The organism is Archangium violaceum Cb vi76 (genome assembly GCF_000733295.1).
Taxonomy (GTDB): Bacteria; Myxococcota; Myxococcia; order Myxococcales; family Myxococcaceae; genus Archangium; species Archangium violaceum.
Genome location: NZ_JPMI01000231.1, coordinates 26,310 through 50,949, shown reverse-complemented (window position 1 = coordinate 50,949; position 24,640 = coordinate 26,310). Strand labels below are relative to the sequence as shown.

General features: G+C 69.2%; 17 protein-coding genes. 12 read left to right on the top strand and 5 right to left on the bottom strand.

Annotated elements, in window-relative coordinates; translation table 11 throughout:
* The first annotated feature begins 156 nt into the window (after positions 1-156).
* From Q664_RS31265 to Q664_RS31250, 4 genes are all read left to right on the top strand, one after another.
* Entirely contained in the window at positions 157-969 is an 813-nt protein-coding gene (locus tag Q664_RS31265) for a hypothetical protein (RefSeq protein WP_043403772.1), read from the top strand.
* Between the two features lie 4 nt (positions 970-973).
* Positions 974-1,999, top strand: a complete 1,026-nt coding sequence (locus tag Q664_RS31260; protein WP_043403770.1) for a metal-dependent hydrolase — start codon at positions 974-976, stop codon at positions 1,997-1,999.
* Positions 2,000-2,101: 102 nt separating this feature from the next.
* The gene (locus tag Q664_RS31255) at positions 2,102-2,941 is read left to right on the top strand and encodes a M48 family metallopeptidase (protein WP_043403768.1); all 840 of its coding nucleotides are present in this window, start codon (positions 2,102-2,104) and stop codon (positions 2,939-2,941) included.
* Positions 2,942-3,030: 89 nt separating this feature from the next.
* Positions 3,031-3,681 (top strand): hypothetical protein, encoded by a 651-nt coding sequence (locus tag Q664_RS31250; protein ID WP_152622444.1) that lies wholly within the window; start codon positions 3,031-3,033, stop codon positions 3,679-3,681.
* Positions 3,682-3,756: 75 nt separating this feature from the next.
* On the opposite strand, the gene Q664_RS31245 is transcribed toward Q664_RS31250, so the two are convergent.
* Complete coding sequence (locus tag Q664_RS31245) at positions 3,757-5,889, bottom strand: M4 family metallopeptidase (RefSeq protein ID WP_326938756.1); 2,133 nt, start codon at positions 5,887-5,889, stop codon at positions 3,757-3,759.
* 245 nt (positions 5,890-6,134) lie between these two features.
* Here Q664_RS31245 and Q664_RS31240 point away from each other — a divergent pair, with 245 nt between their 5' ends.
* The gene (locus Q664_RS31240; RefSeq protein WP_043403765.1) at positions 6,135-7,307 is read left to right on the top strand and encodes a DUF1615 family protein; all 1,173 of its coding nucleotides are present in this window, start codon (positions 6,135-6,137) and stop codon (positions 7,305-7,307) included.
* 111 nt (positions 7,308-7,418) lie between these two features.
* On the opposite strand, the gene Q664_RS31235 is transcribed toward Q664_RS31240, so the two are convergent.
* From Q664_RS31235 to mhpA, 3 genes are all read right to left on the bottom strand, one after another.
* Positions 7,419-8,894 (bottom strand): M16 family metallopeptidase, encoded by a 1,476-nt coding sequence (locus Q664_RS31235; RefSeq protein ID WP_043403764.1) that lies wholly within the window; start codon positions 8,892-8,894, stop codon positions 7,419-7,421.
* Positions 8,891-10,285 carry a M16 family metallopeptidase gene (locus tag Q664_RS31230; protein ID WP_052518896.1) on the bottom strand — a complete coding sequence of 465 codons (1,395 nt, stop codon included), beginning with the start codon at positions 10,283-10,285 and terminating at the stop codon, positions 8,891-8,893. The genes Q664_RS31235 and Q664_RS31230 overlap by 4 nt, the downstream gene beginning before the upstream one ends.
* Positions 10,286-10,364: 79 nt before the next feature.
* Positions 10,365-12,011, bottom strand: a complete 1,647-nt coding sequence (gene mhpA / locus Q664_RS31225; RefSeq protein WP_063934784.1) for a bifunctional 3-(3-hydroxy-phenyl)propionate/3-hydroxycinnamic acid hydroxylase MhpA — start codon at positions 12,009-12,011, stop codon at positions 10,365-10,367.
* 240 nt (positions 12,012-12,251) lie between these two features.
* On the opposite strand from mhpA, the gene Q664_RS31220 reads away from it, so the two are divergent.
* The 5 genes from Q664_RS31220 (at position 12,252) to dbpB (Q664_RS31200) (ending at position 17,589) form a co-directional block, all read left to right on the top strand.
* A complete protein-coding gene (locus tag Q664_RS31220) occupies positions 12,252-12,737 on the top strand; it encodes a phosphorothioated DNA-binding restriction endonuclease family protein (RefSeq protein WP_152622443.1) in 486 nt (161 codons plus the stop codon).
* 271 nt (positions 12,738-13,008) lie between these two features.
* On the top strand, positions 13,009-13,971 hold the full coding sequence (locus Q664_RS31215; protein ID WP_043403757.1) for a hypothetical protein: 963 nt from the start codon (positions 13,009-13,011) through the stop codon (positions 13,969-13,971).
* Positions 13,968-15,110: a DGQHR domain-containing protein DpdB gene (gene dbpB, locus Q664_RS31210; protein WP_043403754.1), complete on the top strand. Its 1,143-nt coding sequence runs from the start codon at positions 13,968-13,970 to the stop codon at positions 15,108-15,110. Before Q664_RS31215 ends, dbpB (Q664_RS31210) begins: the two co-directional genes overlap by 4 nt.
* On the top strand, positions 15,107-16,414 hold the full coding sequence (dpdA, locus tag Q664_RS31205; protein WP_063934783.1) for a tRNA-guanine transglycosylase DpdA: 1,308 nt from the start codon (positions 15,107-15,109) through the stop codon (positions 16,412-16,414). The genes dbpB (Q664_RS31210) and dpdA overlap by 4 nt, the downstream gene beginning before the upstream one ends.
* Before the next feature lie 17 nt (positions 16,415-16,431).
* Positions 16,432-17,589 (top strand): DGQHR domain-containing protein DpdB, encoded by a 1,158-nt coding sequence (dbpB, locus tag Q664_RS31200; protein ID WP_052518894.1) that lies wholly within the window; start codon positions 16,432-16,434, stop codon positions 17,587-17,589.
* Between the two features lie 701 nt (positions 17,590-18,290).
* Here the strand turns inward: dbpB (Q664_RS31200) and Q664_RS59425 are convergent.
* Complete coding sequence (locus tag Q664_RS59425; protein WP_160174538.1) at positions 18,291-18,434, bottom strand: hypothetical protein; 144 nt, start codon at positions 18,432-18,434, stop codon at positions 18,291-18,293.
* A 382-nt stretch (positions 18,435-18,816) separates the two neighbouring features.
* On the opposite strand from Q664_RS59425, the gene Q664_RS31195 reads away from it, so the two are divergent.
* Positions 18,817-22,056: an SNF2-related protein gene (locus Q664_RS31195; protein ID WP_043403752.1), complete on the top strand. Its 3,240-nt coding sequence runs from the start codon at positions 18,817-18,819 to the stop codon at positions 22,054-22,056.
* Positions 22,057-22,066: 10 nt separating this feature from the next.
* Positions 22,067-24,640, top strand: coding sequence for a helicase-related protein (locus tag Q664_RS31190; protein WP_160174537.1), 2,574 nt, complete (start codon positions 22,067-22,069; stop codon positions 24,638-24,640).

Sequence of the window (24,640 nt, the reverse complement as noted above, 5' to 3'; positions counted from 1 at the left end):
TGCCAGGGTCCCGGGTTGAATCCCCTGTCCACACCGAGGGCCACGGGTTGGAAGAACGGGCTCGGATACCCTCACCCCAACCCTCTCCCGGGGGGGAGAGGGAGCATGGAGCCCCTTCGATCATTTCCCTGAAGGGGATTAGCCTCCCGAGGTACCGTGTCCGTCTCCTTCCACCTGTGCCAGCCCGGCCGTGGCGCCTCGTGCGGCGCCTGCTGCGGCCTCTACAACTTCCGCGACCACTCGCGCGCCACGCTCACCGAGCGTCTCGCCACGCAGACGGACACCTTCGCCCCATTGCCCAGGGAACCCGGGGCCTGGCAGGCCGCGGCCCGGGCCCTGCTCGAGGCCCGTCACGCCACGCCTCCCCTCTTCCCCGCCGTGCGCGTCTGTCCGCTGCTGGGCTTCCTCGACGCGGAGCGCACGCGGGTGGGCTGCCTCGGCCACCCGAAGGTGACGGGCGGCGCGGACCTGCGCGACTGCGGCGTCTACCGCGCCGACATCTGTGAAACCTTCACCTGCCCCTCCTTCACCTGGCTCTCGGACGCGCAGGCCCGGCTCGTCCAGGCGGCGTGCGCGGACTGGTACCTGTATGGGCTCGTCATCACCGACGTGGAGTTCGTCCGCGGCTGCCTGCGTCTGCTCGAGTGGGAGCTGGCGGGGCCCGTGGACCCCGAGGTGCTCGCCGCCCGACCGGAGACGCTCGAGGCCGTGCGTCAGCTCTTCGCCCTGAAGGAGACCGCGCCCGGCCGGGACACCCACGCCGCCGTGTTCGGCCGCTTCACCCCGGACACCGAGGGCGAGCCCCTCTCGCGCACGCTCGACTACGCCGCGCTGGGCGCGCGCGCCGCTCCCGAGGACGAGGTGGTGCTGTGCCTCGGCTATGTCCCCACGCACCTGGAGGAACTCACTCGCGCCCGGGAGCTCGTGCGCACACACGTGAGCGCCGTGGCCCACGCCCTGGGAGCATGACGGCATGGACAACCTCACCCACGGGTTGCTGGGCCTGGCCCTCGGCGCGCTGCGCCGGCCCGAGTCCCCCGCAGGCTCGCCCCTCTCCCCCACCGACAAGGCCGTGCTCCTCGGCTCCGTCCTCGCCGCCGAGCTGCCCGATCTCGACACCCTCCTGCCCGCCGCCAACTCCGTCGACCACGCCCTGCGCGCCCACCGCGGCCTGTCGCACGCACTCGCCTTCGCCCCCGTCGTGGCCCTCGCCGCCACGGGGCTCGCCCTGCTCGTCTTCCGCCGCGCCCGCTTCCTCCCCGTCTACCTCTCCAGCCTGCTCGCGCTCTGCGGGGCCCACCTGCTGCCCGACCTGTGGACCGGTTGGGGCACCCGCCTCCTCCTCCCCTTCTCCGACCGGCGCCTCACGCTCGACTGGACCCTGGTGGTGGACCCGCTCGTCACCCTTCCGCTGCTCGCCGGTGCGGTGTGGGCCTGGCGCCAGCGGGCACGGTGGCGGCGCGCCCTGCTCGTGGGGCTCGCGTGCTCGGCCGCGTACGTGGGCCTGCGCGTCGTCCTCCAGGCCACGCTGACGTCCCGCGTGCGCGAGGCCTGGCCCTCGGCGGAGCGCGTACAGGTCTTCCCCGCGTGGTTCTCCCTCACCACCTGGCGCTATGTGGCCGTGCTCCCCTCCGAGTACGTGGCCGGCTCCGTGTCCCCCGGCGAGCCGCCGCGCGAGGAGCGCCGCCTGCCCCGGCCCTCGGTGGCGGCCCTCCCCGCCTCCGTGCGCGCCGTCCCCACCGTGCACGAGGCGCTCGCCTGGGCCCGCTTCCCCGTCATCTCCTCGGCCTCCGGCGAACAGGGGCGCACCGTGGTGCGGATCGGAGACCTGCGCTACCACCTGCGCGGCGAGCCGACACTCGCGTTCGTCCTGGAGCTGGCGCCAGACCTGTCGGTGGTGGACGCACGGCTCGAGCGCGGTGGCAGTGCTCGCGAGTTGATGGAGCGGTGGCGCGGACGGCGAGGGGGGAACCCGGGGAGCGACATACCCTCACCCTGACCCTCTCCCGAGGGGAGAGGGGTGATTGAGCGCATGGCGGCCTGGATGCTTTCCCCGGCCACCGCGTTGTTCCAGTCGTGCCCGGTGCACATCTGGAGACCCATGAAAGGCGCTCTGATTCCCCCTCTCTCGGTGCTGGGGCTGCTGCTCGGCACGGGCTGCGGCACCGTGGCCTCTGTCACCCGCCCCGCCACCCGGGCCGTTGGAGAGTTCGTCCTCGGCCCCGAGGAGGCGCGCCAATTGGGGGATCAGCTCTCCGCCGAGGTGCGGCGGCAGGAGAAGGTCCTCGAGGATCCCCTGGTGCAGAGCTACGTGGACAGGCTCGGCCAGCGCCTCGTGGCCCAGGCGCCCCGGGAGGAGCGGCCCTACCCCTTCCAGTTCACCGTCATCGACGCGCCCGAGACCGTCAACGCCTTCGCCCTGCCCGGAGGCCACATCTTCGTCTACTCGGGCCTCCTCCGCGCGGCGGACAGCGAGGCGGAGCTCGCGTCGGTGCTCGCCCACGAGGTGGCCCACGTCACCTCGGGCCATGCCCGGCAACAGCTCGCCAGCCAGGTGGGCCTGAGCACCCTGCAGCAGCTCCTGTTCGGCAACGACCCGGGCCTGCTCGCCCAGGTGGGCAGCGCCATCGCCGCCCAGGGCTACCTCGCCGCGTACACCCGCGGCATGGAGCGCGAGGCGGACAAGCGCGGCCTGCAGTTCCTGGACAGCGCGGGCTATGACCCGGCCGCGATGGCGCGCTTCTTCGAGAAGCTCGCGCGAATGCAGGGCTCCAGCCCCAACTTCGTCAGCGCCTTCTTCGCCACCCACCCCGAGCCCCAGGCACGCGCCAGCGAGGTGCGCTCGCTCATCCAATCGCGCGGCTACGGGGGCGGTCAGCAGACCCTCCTCGGCAACGAGCTCCAGCGCATCCAGGCCCGCGTCGGCGGCCCCGTGCGCTGAGCCCCGTGAACAGGTGTCCGGACGGGAGGCTTGCCACGCCCGCCCCGGCGCCCCACCTTCCTTCCGGACGGCACTGGGGGGTGGGCGGGATGGCGGCATGGGGCGTGGGCTGGGGGTTGCTGGGCTGTTGTGTCCTCTGTCTGACGGGCTGCCGCGAGCCGGAGCCGGCAACGGAAGGCACGAAGGTCACCGTGGCCACCGAGGCTCCAGCGGAACCCACTCCCGTCCAGACCATCGACTTCGTCGAGCTGCCAGAGCTGGCGGACTCCGACACCGGAGCCGGACAGAGCGAACCGGCGGAAGAGCACCTCGCGAGCGGAGCGGACGCGGAGACTCCGCCCTCGCGGATTCTGGAGACGGACTCCGAATCCAGGGAGCGGCCGGGGAGCCAGCCCGCCCGACCTGCTCTGCCGGACGAGGACCGTATCGGCTTCCTGGAAGCCGCGGAGGCGGCACGTGCCGGCAACGCGAGCATCTCCGCCACCGAGCCCGCCGAGGCGGTCACCATCGCCAGCGGCACCGTGGATGGCCGGGTGAAGCGCGTGCGCCCCGGCACCATCGAGGTGAGCGACGACGAGGGCAACGTCTACGAGCTGCGCATCGACGGCCGCAGCCGTGGCCTGCGCCGGGGCCGCCACATCCCGCTGAGGGATATCAGCGAGGGCACTCCCGTGCGCGCCTCGTTCGACCTGGTGGGCGGAGGCGAGAGCCTCGCGCGGGACATCCTGCTGCGGCGGTAGTGGCCCCGCGAAAAGACGACGGGCGGCCCCCACGTGGAGAGCCGCCCGCCCGTCAATCCATCCTGCCCACCCGGACTACGGCCGGGTGTAGCTGATGTTCAGCGAGTACGTGGACGCGGTGTAGCCGCGCACCATGACGTAGGCGCTGCTCTGGCCCGCGGGCACCGTCAGGTCGCACGTCTCGGAGGCGCCGGAGCTGTAGGGACGGCAGTTGTAGGTGCTGGTCGTGGGCGCCGCGCCGAAGCGGACGTAGAGGTCCGGGTCACCCGAGCCCGACATCACCACCTTGAACTTGGTGCCCGCCACCACGCTGTACGGACCGAAGTTGTCCGCCGCGCCCGAGGCCACGCTGTCGTTGATGGTGAGGGTCACCGGCGTGCCACCGCCACCGCCAGTCCCGCTGTACGTGCCCTTGAGGGTCACACCCGAGAACGCCGAGTAGGGGTTCAGGAACACGTACCAGGTGCCCGCGGCCGGGTTGGTGAAGGCGCAGTTCTCCGTGTTGCCACCCGCGTACGGACGGCAGTCGTAGGAGCTGGTGGTCGGCAGCGCGCCGAACTTCACGTGCATGTCCGCGTCACCCGTGCCACCGCTGATGTCGAACACGAGGTTGGCCTGACCGGCGGGCACCTGCAGCGAGTAGTACTTCTTTCCACCGGAGATGCCGGTCACCGCCACGCCGTTGGTCAGCGGATCGATCACCGGCGGCGGAGGCGGCACGCCCACGGCCTTCCAGGCCTCGTTCACCGCCAGGGACTCGGCCGAGCCCGCGCCGTAGAGCGCATCGGCGGCCTGGAGGGTGTACGTCTTGGCCTGATCGAAGGTGGTGCTGGCCGTGAAGAGGTCCGTGTTGGCCTTGTAGAAGATGCGGCCGGCCTTCTCCGGGCCAATCGCCGGCACCACGTTGGTGGACTTGCCACGCGGGTGCACGCCGCCCTTGCTCAGCAGCGAGAACACCAGGTTGCTGATGCCCGAGCTGTAGTGCACGTCCACGCCCGCGGAGTAGTCGCCGTAGAAGTCGAGCGACACGCCATCCCGGGCCGGGTCATCCATGTAGCGGAGCGCGTCACCCGCGGTGCCGGGCGTCCAGATGTCCTCGCCAATCTTGAAGACGTCCGCGTCCACGGCCCAACTGCGCGTCCAGCTCTCGCACACGCCGGCGAAGATGTCGGACATGGACTCGTTGAGACCGCCGGACTCACCCGAGTAGATGAGGTCCGACTCGGAGTCCGTCACGGCGTGGGTCAGCTCGTGGACGGTGACGTCCAGATCCTTGCCCAGCTCGATGGAGTCCACACCGTTGCCGTCGCCGTACACCATCTGGGTGCCGTCCCAGTAGGCGTTCACGTAGTTGCTGCCGTAGTGGACGGTGCTGGTGAGCGTGGCGCCCGCGTTGTTGTACGAGTCGCGGTTGAAGAGCGTCTTGTAGCAGTTGTAGGTGGTGCCCAGCATGTCGTAGTTGGTGTCGACATGGGCGTCACCGATGGCCGCCTGGCCCTCGCTGCGCTTGAGCGTGCCCGGCGTGGTGGAGCCATTGTTGGCCGAGTACACCCGGCGGTTGAGCGCCGTGTGGATGAGCGGGTTCTCCAGGAGGACGCCGCCGCGCTGCGCGTCCACGTAGACGAGATCATGGGCGGGAATGCCCTGACGCTCGCCCTTCACGGACACCTCGTAGGCCAGGCGCAGCTCGGAGCTGCCCTCGGCGCGCACGTAGACGAGCTTCGCCTCGCCCTGGGCGGAAGCACCCCGCGCGGAGGAGCCAACCTCGGCGGCACGCAGCGCGGCCTCGGGAGCCACGCGCGCCGCGGCGGACAGCTGCTCACCCGACCGGAGCGAGCCGTTGACCGCGTAGATGTTGCCCGTACCATCCGCGTGCATGACGAGCTCACCGCCCACCACGCGCAGGCCGTTGAGCGTCTGCTGGAAGCGCAGGTGGCGGTGCCCCTGCTCGTCCACCGAGGAGCGCTTGAACACCAGGTCCTCGCCGCTCACGCGGAACACCGGCGCGAGCTCCACCACCGCCTCACGCAGCTCGTCCTTGGCACGCAGCTCGCCTACGCTGCCCGAGGGCGACAGCCGGCCCAACTGGCCCGTCACCGCGTACGGAACACCGGCCTCGCTGCCCACGACGCGCACGTCCTTGAAACGCGCCAGCGCCGCCTGGATGTCAACGTCCTTCTCCCCCGCCTTCACCGCCTCCTCGTTCACGTCCACAGTCGAACCGCAAGCGGCGAGGCTCGCACCCAGCCAGGCCACACACAGGGTCCGCATCATTCGATGAGCCAAAGCAATACTCCTCGGTAGAAGAGACCGTTCACTTGAACTCCGATTTAAGCCGTGAACAAGAGGCTGTGATGGTTTTCAGGAATTTTTCTGTTACGAAGGCTGTAAACGTTACCTCCGTCCCCCTTGTCTCCTCTTCGGAGACATGGAACGGTGCGCGATTTTTTCACATGAGCCGCAATGTATTGATCGCGTGCGGGCTGGCGGCGCTGGCGGCCTGTGCGCCCCGGCACACGCGGCCCGAGGTGCCCTTGCCCCCGCGCGTCACCGTGGAGCAGGCGACGCAGCTGGTGCCACCGGGAGAGAAGGAACGGGAGGGCTGGGCGGAGGACGTGCTGGCGGCGCTCGAGGCGCACCGGCAGTACCCCTCTGCGCAGGCGGTGTGCTCGGTGCTGGCCGTCATCGAGCAGGAGTCTGGCTTCGAGGCCAACCCGGCGGTGCCGGGCCTGTCACGCATCGTCCGCGAGAAGCTGGACGCCTACGCGGACAAGCTGGGCCCGCTGGGGCCGCCGGCGGTGAAGGGGCTGCTGGAGGGCAAGGCACCGGGCTACTCGCAGAACTTCGAGCAGCGGCTCGCGCAGGTGAAGACGGAGCGGGACCTGGATCGCATCTTCCGTGAGCTGCTGGAGTACTACCAGACGGAGTACCCGAAGACGTACTTCGCGGCGCAGGTGGCGAGCAGCCTCGTCAAGTCCACGCGGCTGGAGGACCTCAACCCCATCACCACGGCGGGCTCCATGCAGGTGAGCGTGCGCTTCGCGGAGGAGCTGGCGGGAGGAGACGAGCGCGCGCTGCAGCGGGTGCGCGAGGAGCTCTACACGCGCAGCGGCGGGGTGTACTACGGCACGGCGCGGCTGCTGGGCTACGAGGCCCACTACAGCGAGCCGCTCTACCGCTTCGCGGACTACAACGCGGGCTACTACGCCTCGCGCAACGCGGCGGTGCAGTCCCAGGTGAGCCGGCTCACGGGCATCAAGCTGGTGACGGACGGAGACCTGCTGGCCTACGACAAGCAGGGCGAGCCGGTGGACGAGGACAGCAACTCGCTGAAGGCGATTCTGGCGTTCCGGGAGCGGTACGTGCCGGAGGACGTGAGCGAGCGGCGGGTGCGCAAGGACGTGGAGAAGGAGAAGGAGCTCGCCTTCGAGGAGACGGACACCTGGAGCGCCATCAAGCGCGTGTACCAGGAGCAGACGGGCGAGACACCGAACTACGAGCAACTGCCGACGGTGACGATCCGGAGCCCGAAGATGAGCGGGGACAAGTCCACGGCGTGGTTCGCGCAGTCGGTGAACAGGCGCTACAAGAAGTGCATGGACCGCTACGCGGCGCTGCCGAAGTAGGCGCGCGGGCACGGAGGAAGACCCTCACCCCGACCCTCTCCCAGAGGGAGAGGGACCCATCCGTGTATGCCCCCTCTCCCTCTGGGAGAGGGCTGGGGTGAGGGTATACGCCTACTGAGCCTTCGCCGCGGTCCCGCGGGGAGCGAAATACGGGTCCGTGATGCTCATCTCCGTCACGGGCCCGTACTTGCGAGCCACTTCCCGGATGGCCGACGCCTTGCCGATGAGCACGAGGGTGAGGTCCTCCTGAGCGGGCATCACCCGCTGGATGGCGGCGAGGATGCGGGCCTTGTCGGCGGCGGACACCCTGGAGGCGAACTCATCCACGTCGCTCGAGTCGAGGCCGTAGAAGGCGAGCTCGGACAAGCGGGAGGCGATCTGCTGGCTCGTCTCCAGCGTGGGAGGGAACTGGCCCAGCAGGTACTCCTTGGCGGAGGAGAGCGTGGCGTCGTCCATGCCGTGCTGGCGGTAGTTGGCGAGCACGTCCAGCGCCATGTCCAGCGCCTGCCCGGTGGACTCCGTCTTGGTGTACGAGGAGACGGCGAAGGGGCCGGGCTGGATGCCGGGCAGCACCGCCGAGCCGGCGCCGTACGTCAGCCCGGACTTCACCCGCAGCGCCGTATTGAGCAACGAAGTGAACCGGCCGCCGAGCACCGTATTGGCGAGCGACACGTCCACGCGGGCCGGGTCGGTGCGCGAGATGCCCGTATTGCCGGCCCAGAAGTACGTCTGCGTGGCGTCCGGCTTGTCCACCAGGAGCACACGCCGGCCCTTCAGGGGCTGGGTGGGCGGAGCCACCGGCACCGGAGTGCCCGCGCGATTCCACCCGCCGAGCGCCGCCTCGAGCTGCTTCCCGAGCTTCTTCGCGTCGAAGTCGCCCACCACGGAGAGGATGAGCCGATCTCCCCCCAGGTGCGCCTTCGCGTAGGCCAGCACGTCCTCGCGCGTGAGGGTGGCCAGCGTGGCCTCGCTGCCGCCCACCGGCCGCCCGTACGGGTGCGTCCCGAAGTGGAAGCCCTGGAAGTAGGTGCCGATGAGGCCGCGCAGGTCTCCATCCTTCGCCGCGGCGAGCTCCGACACCATCCGCTCGCGCATCTTGTCCAGCTCGGCGGCGTCGAAACGGGGCCGCATCAGCATGTCCGAGAGCAGCTCCACCATGAGGGCGGTGTCGCGCGACATGAACTGTCCGCCGATCTCCAGTGACTCGCGGCTGGAAGCCACCCCGAGCACGCCGCCCACGCTGTCCACGGCCTCGGCGAACTGCGCGGCGTCCCGCTTGCCGGCGCCCTTCTGGAGCAGCTCGGCGGCGAGCGCGGCCACGCCCTCCTTGCCCTCCGGATCTCCGAGCGCCCCACCGCGCACCTTCGCGCTGAAGGACACCAGCGGCACCTCGTGCTTCTCCACCAGGAGCAGCCGCGCGCCGTTCTTCAGCTCCAGCACGGTGGCCTTGGGCAGTTTCACCGCGTCCTTCGCGGCGTCCTGGCGCACCTGCTGCGCCGCCGGGGCCGGGGTCTTCGTCTCCTGCGCCCCCGCCGAGGAGGCCACCAGCAGCGCCGCGAGCGCCACCTTCCCGTTCATCACCTTCATCGCGCCGCCTCCTTCTTCGCCTCGTCCGCCGCGGCCTCGGGCACCAGCACGCCCACGGAGCGGTTGTTCCTCGCGAACACCCGCGCGGCCACCTTCCGCACCTGCTCGCGCGTCACCGCCTCGTAGCGCTCCGGCGCGCTGAAGAGCTTCTGCCAGTCGCCGTGGAACACCTCGTAGGTGCCGAGCGCCTGCGCCCGGCCGCTGTTCGTCTCCAGGCTGCGCCAGAACTCCGCCACGGCGATGTTCTTCGCCTTGCGCAACTCCGCGTCACTCACGCCCGCGGACACCGCCTTCGCCAGCTCCTCGTCGAGCAGCGCCTCGGCCTTGCCCGGATCGCCACCCGGCGGCAGGTCCACCAGCATCCACGTGAGCGACGGGTCGAACCCCGCGCCCCGGTACCCGCCCACGTTGATGGCCACCTGCTCCTCCTCCACCAGCCGCCGGTGCAGCCGCGAGGAGTCGCCCTCCGTGAGGATGCGCACCAGCAAGTCGAGCGCGGGCGCGTCCGCGTCACTGGCCTTGAGGCCGTGGAAGGCCATCTGCAACAGCGGCGCCTGGGCCAGCTTGCGCACCACCACCCGGCGCTCGCCCTGCTGCGGCGGCTCCAGGGTGCGCACCGGCTCGGGCTCGGGCTGCGCGGGGATGGGCTCGAGGTACTTCTCCGCCAGCGAGAAGATCTCCTCGGGCGTCACCGCTCCCACCACGATGAGCGTGGCGTTGTTGGGCGCGTAGTAGGTGCGGAAGTAGCGCTCCAGGTCCGCCTGCTTCCAGCTTTCGATGTCCGAGGGCCAGCCGATGACGGGGAACTGGTAGGGGTGGGCCACGAAGGCGGTGGCCTGCACCTGCTCCATGAGCAACCCGTTGTTGTCGTTGTCCACGCTGGAGCGCCGCTCCGAGTAGACGACGCCGCGCTCGCTCTCCACCACCTTCGGGTCGATGGCGAGGTCCCGCAGCCGGTCCGCCTCCAGGTCGAAGATCTTCTCCAGCGCCGAGCGCGGGAACCAATCCTGGTACACGGTGACGTCCTCGGAGGTGTAGGCGTTGTTGCGGCCGCCGTGCGCCTCCATGACGCGATCGAACTCACCGGGGCCGTACTTCTTCGCGCCGTTGAACATCATGTGCTCGAAGAAGTGGGACAGGCCGGTGATGCCGGGGCGCTCGTTGCGGCTGCCCACGCGGAACCAGTTGTAGAGCGCGACACTGGGGTTGTCCGGGTCCGCCCAGACGATGACCTTCAACCCGTTCTTCAGCGTCTTCGTCCGCACCTGGGCGCCGGGCTTCCGCGCGGCGGTGGTGGCCGCCGTCCCGGGCGCCGCGGCCCGGCCCTGGGCACACGCGGCCGTCCCGGCCAGCAGCACCAACCCCGTGACGAGCAACTTCTGTCTGAGCATCCGCTCTCCCTCCACATGCTTCGAAGAGCCCACCCAACGGGTGGACCCACTGGAAATTCCTCGGTACCGGCTCCGGCCGTCAGCCCACCGACGACTTGAGGGCGGACGCGGCGGCGGGCGGCGCCATGGCGACCGGCGAGCCGTGGACCCAGCCCCGCAGCGCCGTGGAGAGCGAGGCGAGGTGCGAGCCCCGCACGGCCCCGTAGAGATAGCGATCCGGACGGAGGACGGCGATCTCCACCTTGTGCTCGCGGAACCAGGCGTCGAGCTTGCCCTCGGTGTCCACCACCTCACCGGGCTGGGCCTGGCCGGAACGAGGGGGGATGATGTTCAGACAACGGGCGCCCATGCTGTCGGCGAGCACCTGGGCACCGCGGCGCGCCGTCTCGCGGGTGTCGGGATGCACCAGCACGGCGAAACCGGGGCCCAGCAGCTCGTCGAGCCGGACCACCTCGCCCCCCGGAGCGCCCACGCGGGGCTGGGGGAAGTAGGTGCCCTCGGGGGCCTGACGGTGGGCCCGCGAGCCGCCGAGCATGAAGCCGCGGGAGATGAGGGGCCGGGGCTTGAACTCGAAGTTGCGGATGAAGCGCTGGGCGCGGGGGATGCGATCCAGCGCCCGGAAGACGTTGTCGCGCAGCATGGCCATGGGACGGCTGCCGGTGAGCACGACGCGGCCCATCTGGACGCTGGTGTCGAGCATGGCCTCGACGTGGGGGCGGCGCTCCTGCTCGTAGGTGTCGAGGATCCGCTCGTCGGCGTTTCCATGGAGCACGGACGCGAGCTTCCAGGAGAGGTTGTGGGCGTCGCGCAGGCCGGAGCACAGCCCCTGGCCGAGCACGGGCGGCATGAGGTGGGCGGCGTCGCCGAGCAGGAACAGCCGCCCGTCGCGCCAGCGCGAGGCCATGCGGCGGTTGAAGACGTAGGCGGCGGCGCGAACGATGGTGGCGCGATCCGGATCCACGAAGGGGGCGATGAACTCGCGGAGGCGCTCGGGCCGGAGCAGGTCCTCGACCTTCTCGTCGTGGCGGATGGTGGCGTCGACACGCATCTCGTTGCCGGAGCAGCGGGCGACGAACATGTGACGGTGGGGATCGCACACCATGCGGCAGATGGGCGGCGGGGGCTCGGGGAGCAGGAGCGAGATGGCGAGCATCTGCTCGTCATAGGTGGAGCCCACCATCTCGATGCCGGCGAGGCGGCGCAGGGTGCTGCGGCCGCCGTCACTGCCCAGCAGGTAGCGGGCACGCACGGTGCGCTCGGAGCCATCCGTGGCGTCGCGGACGGTGGCGGAGATGCCGTGGGAGTCCTGGGAGTAGGCCTCGAGGGACTGGCCGAACCGCAGCTCGACATGGGGGAAGCGCGAGAGGCCCTGGCGCAGGACGTCCTCGACGTAGGGCTGGCTGAAGAAGCGGAGGGCGGGGAAGCCGTTGCCGAAGTCGAGCCCCTGGATGACGACGCGGGCGAAGAGCTCACCGTTGGCCCCGGTCATCTGGACCTCGGGGACGGTGTACATGAGGGCATCCATGGGCTCGGCGAGGCCGGCGGCCTGGTAGATGCGCAGGGCCTCGTCGTCACACGTGATGGCACGTGGCAGGCCGTGGGGGGTGGGCTGGCGCTCGATGAGGAGCGTGCGGACCCCGTACAGTCCGAGGAAATTGGCCGTCAGCGCCCCCACGGGGCCGCAGCCGACGATGAGGACATCCGTCTCTTCCACACGTGGTGTCATGGAACTCCCTGCCGAGAGACCCCGACTGCGGGGTCCTGGCAAGGGGGGAATGTACCGGATGCAAGCCGTCCCACCACGTTCGTTGTCACGGAGCTACCCGGCTGGCACGCGGACGGGAGGTTGCATGCCCACACCCGGGGTGCACTCCCCCTGGCTCGTGGGACAGGGGGTGGGAGCTGGACCAACCCACCGCGGTGGTGCCAGGACTCATGCCGCGTGGGGTACGGTGCGCCCGACACCATGACCGAAGAGCAGATGCTTCTGAATGCCGTCCAGAACCTCCAGACCTGGAGGCGCCAGGGACAGAGGGCGGCACACAAACCGCTCCTTCTGCTCCTCGCGTTGGGACGCATTCAGCGCAACGAACCCAGGCTCGCCTCATTCCTCGAGCTCGAGCCCAGGCTCGTGTCCCTGCTGAAAAGCCACGGCCAGGTACGGAGCACACCGCATGCGGGTTACCCGTTCTGGCGCCTCCAGCACGATGGACTTTGGGAAGTCGAGGTCCGGAACAGGGCGGAGTTCGTCCTGCGCCAGAGCAATACCGATCCGACCCTGACGGCTCTGCGAAGAGCGGATGTCTGGGGCGGCTTCGTCGAGAAGTACGACCAACTGCTCCGCGCACGGCCAGAACTGCTCCACCGTATCGCCCGCACGTTGCTGAACGACCACTTTCCGAGCGAGAAACACGAGGCCCTGCTCACTCAGGTGGGTTTGATCATCGACTGAAAACCGTTCGCACCATGGGTGTAACTGCACGCCACTCCACACCAGGCTGCCTACAGTTTCCGCGACGTTACAGATCCGGAAAACCGTCTTCTCTCCCGGAGATTCCGGCGATACAACCGCGGAGGTCATGTTCACCAGGATTACATCGAGAGTCATCCGCGGGCGCCTACGGACGCCCAAGAGCGCACGCCGATATCATCGGCATCATCGGTCGGGGATTCGATCACTCCCCCGCTTGCGGGTATACCGGCGCCCAGCCGTTCCGGGTGCCATGTCGACCGATCTCCACATCATCGCCACGTGTAGCGACCGGAAGCGTGCGCCCATTCCTCCAGGGCTCCACCTGCGAACGATCCAGGCGACGGCACCCGAATCCCGCGCCCGGCTCTGGTGGAACTGCCTCCGGGACCACCCGCATCCCACGTACCCCGCGCAGGATCTCTACGCGGGCGATCACTGGAGCGTCGTCCTGGAGCTGCCAACCCTGGCCACCCAGGCCGGGCTGCGCTCCCACCTGTGGGTGGCCTCGGCGGGATATGGGCTCATCCCCGCGAGCGCCCCCATCCGCCCGTACTCGGCCACCTTCTCCCGAGGCCATGAGGACTCCGTCATCCCCAAGGGCGAGTCCCGTCCCACGGGCGAGCTGCTCCAACACTGGTGGAAGGCACTCGCCCGGGAATCCAGCCCCATGCCGGGCTCGCCCCGCCACATCCGTCAGCTCGCGGAGTCCACGCCCCACGCCCGCATCCTGGTCGTGGCCTCACCCGCCTATGTCGCCGCGTTCACGGACGACCTGGTGCATGCGGCACAGGCCCTGCGCAAACCCGAGCACCTCCTCATCGTCTCGACGCCCGCGCCCCTCTTCAAAGGGGTTCTGGCGCCCCACCAGGTTCCCTCCAACGCCCACCTCCAGGAACAGCTGGGAGGCGCTCGCCAGTCGCTCCACGCCCGCGTCGCCCGGCACATCCTCGAACGCGCCCGCGACGAGGGAAGCGAAGTAGACGCAGCCCACGCCCGGGAGTATTACGAGGGCCTCATCCACCGCAGCGCTCCCCCCGTGCGCTATGAGCGGACGCCCATGACGGACGACGAGGTACGCCAGTTCATCGTGCGGGCGCTGCGCACGCGGAAACTCTCCTGTAGCGCCACCCTGCGGCAGCTGAGGGACAGCGGCCTCGCCTGTGAACAGAAGCGCTTCAGTCGGCTCTTCCACGCGCTCCAGGAGCGCGCATGAGCCGCCGCGAGCCCGAAGCCCTGCTGCGCCGTGCCATCCGCATCGAGCAGCACCCCAGGCATCCCCTGTACCTCTTCACCCTCACGGCCTCCGAGCTCCTCCGGGTGGCCGATGTGTCTCGTGTGTCCCGGGACCAGGGTGGGGCCCTGCTCGGCTACCAGCGCCCCGAGGTGAAGCGCCACGTGCGCAGCATCACCGAGTACCTCGACGGCCCCCAGGTGCTCTTCCCCAACTCCATCATCCTCGCCCTGTCCTCGAGCACCCTCTTCAAGCAGATCCGGGGCCCCAAGGTGGACTCCGGTATCGCCGAGGCCGGTACGCTGCGAATCCCCCTGCCCGGGCCGGGCCAGAGCAAGCCCGCGTGGATCGTGGACGGCCAGCAGCGGGCCCTGGCGCTCTCGCAGTGCAAGCGGCAGGACTTCCCCGTGCCCGTCAATGCCTTCGTGGCGGACGAGGTGGATCTGCAGCGCGACCAGTTCCTGCGCGTCAACAACACCAGGCCCCTGCCGCGCGGCCTCATCACCGAGCTGCTCCCCGAGGTCTCCACGCTGCTGCCCAGCAACCTCGCGGCCCGCAGGGCCCCCGCGGCCCTGTGCGATCTGCTCAACCGGGATCCTCAATCGCCCTTCCGGGGCCTCATCCGGCGCGCCTCGCAGGACTCCGACGCCCGCCACGCCGCCGTGGTGACCGACACCGCCGTGGTGAAGATGCTCCAGGAGAGTCTCTCCTCCCCCAGCGGGGCCCTCTTCCCCTACCGCAACATCGCCAGCGGGGAGACGGACTTCGAGTCCGTGCGCAAGCTGCTCCTCATGTACTGGAAGGCGGTCCGCGACACCTTCCCCGAGGCCTGGGGCCGTCCTCCCACCCGCAGCAGGCTGATGCACGGCGCCGGCCTCTGTGCCATGGGACGGCTCATGGACAAGGTCATGGGCAGCATCGATCTGAACGGCGCCCGGACACCCCAGGTGGTACGGGCCGAGCTGGCTCGCATCCGGCCCATCTGCCGCTGGACGGACGGGAACCGGGAGGAGCTCGGCGGACTGGCCTGGAACGAGGTCCAGAACACGCCGCAGCACATCCGCCTGCTCTCCAGCACATTGATTCGCGCCTACTTGAACAACCGACGGACATCCGCTTGAAGTTCTTCCTGCCAGACAGCCAGGATCTCGTCGATCCCACCTTCGATTTCGAGCGCGAGCGCCGCTCGGCGGCCCGCCAGCGCCAGCTCGACGACCTCTACGCCCATGAGATCTTCTCCACGCCCGCCTTCGACGGGCTGCTGGTCTCCAAGGGCATCGTCGATGGTTTCGGCGTGCTCGGCAGCCGCTACACGGCGGCCCAGCGCCACCGGCTGCTGCGACGCGGCGCCCCCGCGTTCTTCCGCCTGGACCGGGCTCCCCACCCGCTCAAGATCATGGGCGACTGCGGTGCCTTCACCTACGTGGCCGAGGAAGTCCCACCGTACTCGGTCGACGAGGTGCTCGAGTTCTACGAGAGCTGCCGCTTCGACATGGGCGTGTCGCTCGACCACGTCATCCTCGAGTTCAAGCCCGCGGCGGATACGCCGGGTTCCGGAGTGGAGCTCCCCGAGGCCGTCCGGGACAGGCAGAAGCTCACGCTGGAGCTGGCCGAGGAGTTCCTCCTCAAGCACAAGGCGGGGCACCATTCCTTCGAGCCGCTCGGCGTGGCCCAGGGCTGGAGCCCGAAGTCCTACGCCGCGGCGGTGAAGGCGCTGCAGAAGATGGGCTACGGCTACATCGCGCTCGGCGGCATGGTGCCCCTCAAGACGCCCGAGCTCCGCGCGTGCCTGGAGGAGATCCAGACGGTGCGCAAGCCGGGCACCCGTCTGCACCTGCTGGGCGTGACACGCACCGAGCACATCGAGGAGTTCTTCCGCCTGGGCGTCGCCTCCTTCGACAGCACGTCCCCACTGCGGCAGGCCTTCAAGGACGACCGCGACAACTATTACTCGGATACGTACAAGTACACGGCCATCCGCATCCCCCAGGTGGAGGGAAACCCCGGCCTGCAGCGGAAGATCTCCTCCGGGCAGGTCTCCCAGGAGCAGGCGCGCCGGCTGGAGCGGGCCTGCCTGGAGGCCATGAAGCTCTTCGAGGAGGGCCGGCGTACGGTCGCCCAGGTCGTGGAGGTGCTCATGGAGTACGAGCGGTTCTACGATCCGGACACGAAGAAGAACCACGCCCCCGCCTACGAGAAGACGCTGACCGATGCGCCCTGGCGCCGCTGCCCTTGCGAGGTGTGCCAGAGCCTGAAATACCACGTCATCCTCTTCCGGGGCGCCGAGCGCAACCGGAGGCGGGGCTTCCACAACATCTGGACCCTGTACCAGCAACTGCGGCAGCTCGGGCTGGACTCGCACCAGGAGCCCGTCACGGAGTCCCGGCAGCCCTCGCGCCGGCTGAAAGCACAGGCCCGCGGCTGATGAGCAAGGGAAGAAACATGTCGAAAGAACTGAAGCTTCCCGCCGTGGAAGTGCAGCAGTCCCCCGGACGCAAGCTGTACTCCTTCGCGGTGGATGGAAAGCTGGTCCACCGCTTCGCCACCATCTCGCGCGTGAACCGGCACGAGGATGGCGGCCTGCATGGCTATCAGCGGCCCGAGGTGCTTTCGCACATCGAGGAGATCCGCAACTACCTCGAGAGCCCCTCGCCGATGGTACCCAACGCCATCGTGCTGGCGTTCGATTCGCGCGTGCGCTTCGAGGCGGCCAAGGGCAGCTCGCCCACGGACTACGCGCGCCCGGGATTCATCACCATCCCCGTGGAGGAGAACCTCTCCGATGAGCGCAAGCCGGGCTTCATCGTGGATGGCCAGCAGCGCCTGGCGGCCATCCGCGAGGCATCCGTCGAGCGCTTCCCCATCTGCGTGACGGCCTTCATCACCAACGACGTCAGCCAGCAGACGGAGCAGTTCATCCTCGTCAACTCGACCAAGCCCCTGCCCAAGGGTCTCATCTACGAACTGCTCCCCAAGACGACCGCCCAGCTACCGACACTCCTCAACCGGCGCCGGCTCCCGGCCCAACTCCTGGAGCGGCTCAACCTGGACATCAGCTCGCCCCTGCGCGGAATGATCCAGACCGCGACCAATCCAACGGGCAGAATCAAGGACAACTCCATCCTCAAGATGCTCGAGAACAGTCTGAGCGATGGCGCGCTCCAGAAGTTCAAGCACCCGGGCACATTGGAGGGTGATGTCGAGCCCATGCTGGAGCTGCTGCGCAACTACTGGAACGCGGTCGCCCGGGTCTTCAAGGCGGCCTGGGGGCTCCCACCCAGGCAGTCGCGGCTCATGCACGGAGCGGGCATCGTCAGCATGGGGTTCATCATGGACACCATCAGCGATCGCCTTCACGACTCGTACATCCCCACGGTCATCCAGTACGAGACGGACCTCCAGCCTCTCAAGGACATGTGCCGGTGGACCACCGGTCACTGGGACTTCGGTGGCGGGCAGTTGCGCAAGTGGAACGAGTTGCAGAACACGTCCAAGGACATCGATCTGCTCGCCAACCACCTCATCGGTCAATACAAGAGCCTAGTGTGGAACCGGCCGGCGCCGAAGGCTGAGAAGACCGCACGCGCCGCACGTCGCTGAGCAAGCGCTGCCCCCAGGGCCGTCTGAGCACGGCCCCGTGTCGTGGCTCAAGGGGAGTTCCCAGGAGCTGAAAACACGAAAGGCCGATACGGAGTGCGTATCCGTATCGGCCTCGATGTGCTGCGGAACTCTTTGGAAGTGCCCAGGGGCGGAATCGAACCACCGACATGGGGATTTTCAGTCGCACTTCTCGAGAGCATTAGTCGTCATTTTCGAGGGAAAAGTGGCCGGGAATGGCCGTCCGTGGCCGGGGCGTGGCTCAGAAATGGCTCACGGAGACTGGCCTCGCAAGGTGTCCCGAGCAGACGCCAGCCGGCCGACGCGTCAATGGAGCTGCGGGCGGGCGGCGCTTACGAGCGCGGAGTAGACAGCACGCGCAGTTAGAGCACGCATGTTCCATCAGGACCCTTTTCCCCGTGGGCCACCGTGCCCGCCACCACGGCCACTGATGGGGAAGTCGCAGTCCTTGCCGGGGTGACCGGGGCCACCTGCTCCGCACCCGGGCGGCCCCGGACACTACTGATGTGCGCGACCATCCGTTGACGCCAGTCGGCCGTGAGACCACACCGCAAGCCGCCTCGCACCGTGGAGGCTGCACCTGGGAAGTCATTGAGGGGATGGATGACCGTGAGGTCGAGTTTGCCGGTCTCACCACCCTGGCCGCCCGCCCCTCCCGTTCCGCCGAACCCCCGTTCCCAGCATCACACCGCCCCGGTTGAAGCATCTCGTTGGCCCACTAATACCTCCGGAGCCACCGGGACCACCCGCGCCTCCAGGCCCCCATCCGCGCGGACCCAGACGGAACGCACGCTGCGGGCGGTGACGATGTCGAGTTTCAGCATCACGCCGGCCACTCGCTGGAGCCAGCCTCGGGACGAAGAGCATCGAAGGGCACGGGCTAGTGCCGGTGAGGCTGCAGAAGTGTCTGTGAGTTCGGCAGAGCGCGCCACTGGAGTTGACCCTCCGAAACGGGGCAACTCCACTCTGAGCCGGAGGCGAAGCCGTGGAGGTACAGCCAGCGCGGGCGGCGACAGGGGCGGGAGGGGACCGAGTCATGGCAGGTACTGTAGCCGACCGCTCTGGGCGCCCCTCGACCCCTCGCGGTACACTGCGGGTGTTCTCCATCTCGTCCCACAGCGCCCCCGGCATGAACCGCCCGCAGGTCGCTCCCGCAGTAGTATCTTCCGGACGCTGGCAGCGCCAGGAGCAATCGGAGACTCCATCTAAATGACGAAGGCCAATTCGACGACGGGCCTGAGCACGGGCGCACTCGCCTACCTCCTCCGCAATCCGGAACTCGGCCCGGTGCGGGTCCAGGGCGGTGTCGCCGGAAGGCTGAATGTCTACCCACTCCGAGGAGAGGCGCACGAAACGCTCACGGTGGACGCGACGGAACTCCGCCCCTTTCCGCTGTACGAGGGGCTGTCCGTGCATGTCGTCCCGCAGGAGCCGGCAGCGGCGCACCGGACCGCCCGGCTGCTCTCGGTTGATGTCGGGGGAGCGCTACGCCGAGGCTTGGTGAGCCTGGACGGCGTGGAGGAGTGGGTGGAGGAGTCCCACGTCATCCCGCTGGCGTCCGAGAGCAAGGATCCGCTGGGGCTCCTGGAGAACGCGGAGTACCGCAGCCCCCGCCGGTTCTTCGCCCGGCGCGACCTCCGAGACACCCTCTACGAACTCCACCGGGACTCGGAAGGCATCCCCACCCTCTTCGGAGCCCGCGTCCGCCCACTCGCGCACCAGTTGTACGCCGTCCGGCGCATCCTCTGGAACCGCGCCCCCCGCTTCGTGCTCGCGGACGAGGTGGGGCTCGGCAAGACGATCGAGGCGGGCTACGTCATCCAGGCTCTCACCGCGGCGGATCCGACTTGCCCAGTGCTGGTGATCACCCCGGGCGCCATGGCCCGGCAGTGGCTGTGCGAGCTGTACCTCCGCTTCGGCGCACGGGTCTTTTCCGAAGTGTCCGCTCCCCGCTGGGAGAAGGCGGATACGTCGGAGCGCCACCTGCTGGCGCAGCAGAAGTGGCTCATCGTCTCCACCACCGCGCTGGAGGGACACGCGGACCTCCGTGCGTTGCTCGCCGAGCGTGCATGGGGAATGGTCGTGGTGGACGAAGCGCACCAGGTGCCGCCCCGGCATCAGCTCTACCCGTGGCTCCGGAAGATCGCGGAGCGCGCCCACGGCTTCCTCGCCCTCTCGGCCACTCCGTCCAAGCGAGAGACGGAGGGACTGCTGGGGCTCCTCGCCCTGGTGTCACCGGACGTCTACTCTCCCGAGGACACCGCTACCCTCCAGCACCGGTTGGATGCGAAGAAGCGCATCTGGGATGCCCTGGCCTACAGCACCGAACTGCTGGAGGCGACCCGCCAGGCCGGCGAGGCGCTCGACGAGGTCGCCATCGCCGACATCGCCGGGTACTGGGACGAGGTGGCCTCCGATGACCCGATCTTCCAGAAACTGCTCGGGCAATTCCGCTCGGGCGAAGGAGAAGACGCTCTCGACCAGCTCATCGGCTACGTCCAGGAATTCCACCGGATCGATCACCGTCTGATCCGCACCCGCCGTGCTACCCTGGCCGTGCTCGACCTCCCCCGGAACCCGCGCATGGGCCAGGTCGCCGAGTACGAGGCGACCGCGGTGGAGAAGCTCCTGGCCGAACATCTTGACCGGCTCTCCGCCTCGCCTGGACTGACCGTGGAGCAGTGGGCTTTGCGTGGCTTGTACCAGCGCTTCGCCTGCACCACCGCGGAGCACTTCCTCGCCTTCCTGCGCGCGCGGAAGGAGGCACTCAAGGGCCCGATGAAGCTCTCCCCCCCGGGGCTGGCGCGGGCGCTGCGGAGCGATCCAGGTGCCGAGGAGGAGACGAGCCTCATCCAACGGCTGATCGCCACCACGCCACCGCTCCCGGACGAGGGGGCCTGGCGGACGAAGGCGCAGGGACTCGTCGAGGAGTGGGTGGAAGAAGGGCCCTGTGCGCGTTTTCGCTGGGCGGTGGACTGGATCCGAGCCCGGCTCGCGGAGGATCGGGCGCGCAAAATCCTCGTCTTCTCCCAGGAGCGCGAGAACGTGGAGGACTTCGGGAGGTACCTCCACCAAGAGCTTCCCCAGGCGGGCATGCGCCTGTTCCACTATCTTCTCGATCCACAAGAGCTCGAAGAGGCCGCATGGAAGTTCCAGACCGACGCGAGGTGCCACGTCCTCGTCTCGGATGAGCTCGGCGGCGAGGGTCGGAATTTCGAGATGGCCTGGGCGGTGCTGCACCTCGACGTCCCCGCGTCGGTGACGCGGTTGGAGCAGCGGATCGGCCGGCTGGACCGGATAGGCCGTCCGCAGGCTCACCCCATCCACACCGTCCTGCTGCATGGCCCCAGCCGGACGGAGCAGTTGCTCGTCCAGCTGCACACAGAGGTGTTCCAGGTCCAGGACCGCTCCATCGGCGGCCTGGAATTCGACCTGCTGCGGCTCCAGCAATCCGTCTCGGACGCCGCGTACGGCAAGGACACAGAGGGCGTGGCCGAAAGGCTGCGGGAGGAGATCGACCGGCGGCTCGCCGAGACGGACAAGGAGTTCGAGACCTCGCTGGACTCCTCCCGGCCGGAGCTGGACAGGGCGAACGAGTTCGCCGAGATCCTCGAGGGGACGGATCCGGAGCCCGCCCAGAAGGCGCTGATTGCTTGGTCGCGCGCGCTGGGGTTCCGGGACGACGGCATCGGGAACAACCTCATCCAGCTGCAGTGGGAGGCGGATCAACTGGAGGCGCCGCTGCTCGGCGTCGGACGCACGGAGCGCATCGCGGGCACCTTCAGCCGGAAACGAGCGCTGGAGGAGAACCGGGTCCAGTTCTTCGCCCCAGGCCACCGCCTCGTCGATACCCTGGTGGACGCCCTGGACACCACGCCCATCGGGCGAGCCACCATCTTTCGGCGATCCGGGCTCGGCCCGCAGAACCGCGGCCAGATCTTCCTGGTCGCCCTCGTCCGCAACGTCCTGCGCGGCACCGTCCCGGCAGGGCTGCTCGTCCGCGCCCGCAGCGAGCTGTGGCCCCGGATCGAGCAGGTGGTGCTGAAGATCGATCCTCGCAACGAGGAGGAGCCCGTGGTGGTGACGGATCCAGCGCTCCGCGAGCGGCTCCTCGCCCCGTACAGGGGAAAGGAGCTCGATCCGAAGGTGGAGCACGAACAACTGTCCGCCTTCGCCACGCCGGCGCTCTGGGTGGCCACCCGTGGCGGCGTCGCGCGGGCACTAGAGATCGCCCGCGAGACGATCAAGGAGGATCACGAGATGGCGGCCGACGTGCTGGAGGATCTCCTCCAGCACGAGCTCGGCTACTACCAGGGCGTGAGCGAACGCGAGAGCCCGGCCGAGGCGGCGCGCGCGCGTGAGGAACTGGACGTCCGCAGGGCGCTGGTGGACTCCGTCCGGCAGGCCACCGTGGAGTTGGATGCTCTGGCCATGGTCCTGGGCGCGTGAGAGGGAAAACGTGAGCGACTGGGACTTCCCCGACTGCGCTGACATCGGCGCCGTGATCGCCGAAACCCAGGCAAGGGCGCACCGCGCTCGAGAGGAAGCGAACGCGTCTCCGGGCGTGGAGGCCCTCGCCTGGCGCTACGGCGCGTTGTCACGGACCCTCGAGGCGTTCACCCGGTCACGGAGGGAAGACGCCGACCGGGGCGTCATGCTCCGAGAAGCCGTCCGCCTGTGCGATGGCCACCTGACGCTCCCCGAGGCGGAGTTCTCCCCGAGAGAGCGCCAACCGGAGTGGCTGCACCGGTTCGGCCTCTCGGTTCGCCCGGGGCGTGGCGCGCGGCCCTCCCTCTCGTTCGATCTGGTGCCGGTGGACCGGCTCCAGCACGTCCCCGAGGAACTGGCCGAGGCGCTGCGGGACATCCTCCAGCTGGATCCAATGCTCCGCCGTTTCCGACAACCCACGGTCGCGGACGGCGCCCTCCTCCGGCTCTCGCGGTATTCCGAGTACCAGAATCCCACGCAGAAGGCCGCCCTCCGGGCGCTGCTGACGATGCCACCGGGCGCCACGCTGCTCGCGAGCATGCCCACTGGAGGCGGCAAGAGCCTCCTGTTCCATTTGGGGGCCCTCAGGTGGCGAGAGCAATCAAAGGACAGCAGTCCCTGCGCGGTCGTCATCGTGCCCACCGTCGCACTCGCGCTTGCCCACGCGGACGTGCTGAAAGAGGATCCGGAACTGCATGGGAGCGCAGCACTCGTCGGGGAGCTTTCCCACAGCGCCCGGGAGGACCTGCTCCTGCGGTTCCGCCGGGGCGAGGTGCCGCTCCTGTTCATGTCGGCGGAAATGGCGCTGACGTCCGCCCGGGAGGCGCTGCTCGAGGCGGCCCGCCCCTCCTCCGAACGCAGCTCCGTCCTGCGGGGACACCTCCAGGGCCTCTTCGTGGACGAGGCGCACATCATCGAGAGCTGGGGGCGCACCTTCCGGCCGGACTTCCAGCGACTGCCCGGCCTCGTCCAGGCGCTGCGAGATAAGAACCCGGCGCTGCGCACCGTCCTGCTCTCCGCCACGTTCGGCACCGAGGCGCACGCGCTGCTGGAGAAGCAATACGGCGCCGGCACGTTCCTGCCCGTGGCGGCCGGATGCCCCCGGACGGAACTCGACCTCGCCGTCCAGGACTTCAGCGATCCCGCCAGACGCGATGCCGCCCTGCTCCAGGTTCTCGACGTCCTGCCCCGGCCGGCGCTCGTCTACACCACCCGTCCGAGGGACGCGGAGGAGATCGCCCGGCAGCTCCGGCAGCGCGGCTACACGCGCCTGGCCGTCATCACCGGCGAGACGACCGGGAGCGAGCGGGGCGACGTGGTGAGCCGCTGGCGCGCGGGGGAGCTGGACCTGGTGGTGGCCACCGCTGCCTTTGGGATGGGCATCGACAAGACCGACGTGCGCGCCGTCGTCCATGCCTGCCTGCCGGAGGACGCCGCCCGGTACTACCAGGAGATCGGCCGGGCCGGCCGGGATGGGCATCAGGCGCTCGCGCTGCTGCTGTGGACGCAGGGGGACGAGAAGCTCGCGAGAAGCATGTCCCTGGGCCAGTTGATGAGGACCGAGAAGGCTGAGGAGCGTTGGTGGGCACTCGTCGCGGACGCACGACGCCATGGCCGCCTCCGCACGGCTCCGGACACCGGCTACACGCGCATGACTGTGGACATCACCCTCCCCCGGCCCGGACGCGGCGAGGGTTCCTACAACCGTCAATGGAACGCGTCGCTGATCAACCAACTGCAGCGGTACGGAGAGGGCGCGGTGGAGGTGCTCTCCATCGAGGACGACCGCGACCAGTGGACGCTCGACGTGAAGGACGGTGTCCTCCTCGACACCGGAGAAGAGGCCCGGACGCGGCTGCTGAAATTCCTCGCCGAGCGGCAACAGGAGGTGGCACAGGCGCAGCAGCGGCACCATGGATTCCGCCAGGCACTGGAGAACCGGGACGAAGGCTGCATGCTGTGCTCCGTCTTCGAGTTGGTGGAAGCCGACCCGCCGCCGCTCTTGCCGTGCGGCCGCTGCCCATATTGCCGGGCGGAGGACGCCCCACACCCGAGCCACTTTGAATTCCGCGGCCTGGACGCCCTGTGGCCCTCCACCGCGCCGGCCACGCATACCGGTCGCATCCTCGTCCACGCCGACTCTCCGGACTTCACGCAGGTGGACACGTTGGTCCGGCGTCTTCTGCGCGCGCACGTGCGCCAATTCGTGGTACCCGCCGGAACCGGACCCACGTTCGCGCGCGTGCTCTCGGCGTCCAAGGACCTCGAAGGCCTCGTGCTCGAGCTCCCCTACCTCACTGGGAGCACCCGCGCCGGCCAGTGGCGGCCCGCCCGGGTCCGAACCGCGCTGATCATGCGGGCGGGAGGACCCGACGCGCGGAGCAACGAGGAGGCGCTCCGAGTCGCCCTCCAGGAACACCTGGATGGCCCCGGGCTGTTCGTCGTGGCGGAGCCTGGGCTCCGCCTGGGAGGCCGCGCCGTCGGCCAGGTGGTCTCCAATCGCGCGCCGCTGTCGGAGGCGCAACTGGATGAGTGGAAGGACTGA